The sequence below is a fragment of the Achromobacter sp. JD-1 genome, from assembly GCF_038594925.1.
Lineage (GTDB): Bacteria > Pseudomonadota > Gammaproteobacteria > Burkholderiales > Burkholderiaceae_B > Achromobacter > Achromobacter spanius_C.
This window is the reverse complement of the sequence record NZ_JBCGCS010000106.1, coordinates 1-566: the sequence shown is the minus strand read 5'-3', so window position 1 is coordinate 566 and position 566 is coordinate 1. Positions and strand designations below refer to the sequence as shown.

General features: G+C 61.1%; 1 protein-coding gene. It reads left to right on the top strand.

Going from position 1 to position 566, the window contains the following annotated elements; translation table 11 throughout:
- Window positions 1-174: 174 nt before the first annotated feature.
- The coding region (locus WBR68_RS31440; protein ID WP_230696280.1) for a hypothetical protein at window positions 175-566 on the top strand (392 nt) is incomplete at its 3' end.

Below are 566 nucleotides of genomic sequence, written 5' to 3'. Positions count from 1 at the left end.
GCGGATCTGATCGAGAAGTGGTGGACCGGCAACCCAAGCGAACGCGCCAACTTGGCGATGCGTGGTTTTGCGCTGAACCAAACAGAGATTCAGGCGGAATTGCAGCGCACGCGGGAAGAAGCGCGAATTCGAGCGCAAACCGAAGCGCATGACCCTGTCCTATCCAACGACAGGATGATCCAGCAAGTGCACGCGGGGTTCGTCGCGGTTCAACATCTGGCCGATCTATTCGACAAGGCGAATGGCTTATTTGAAGCGTTGGCCGCCGCCGGCGAAACGAATCTGGCGGGCGGCGCCCTGGCCTGGTATTCCAGCCTGGGCCGCCAGTCCCTGCGCTACGGATCGACCGGCAAGGAATGGTTCCTCCACGGCATCACCCGAAGCTGGCTGGCCGCCAGCATCAGCAAGCGTGCCACGAACATGCGCATTGACGAACTGACCCAGTTGGGGCGCAGCGCGGACCCCAAGCGGTTGCGCGCCCAAATTGGCAGGAACACCCGCTTCGCGTTTGCCACGGAACTTGTGGATGCCCATCGCAGTGATTTTTACAAGCTACGCGCCAGCAG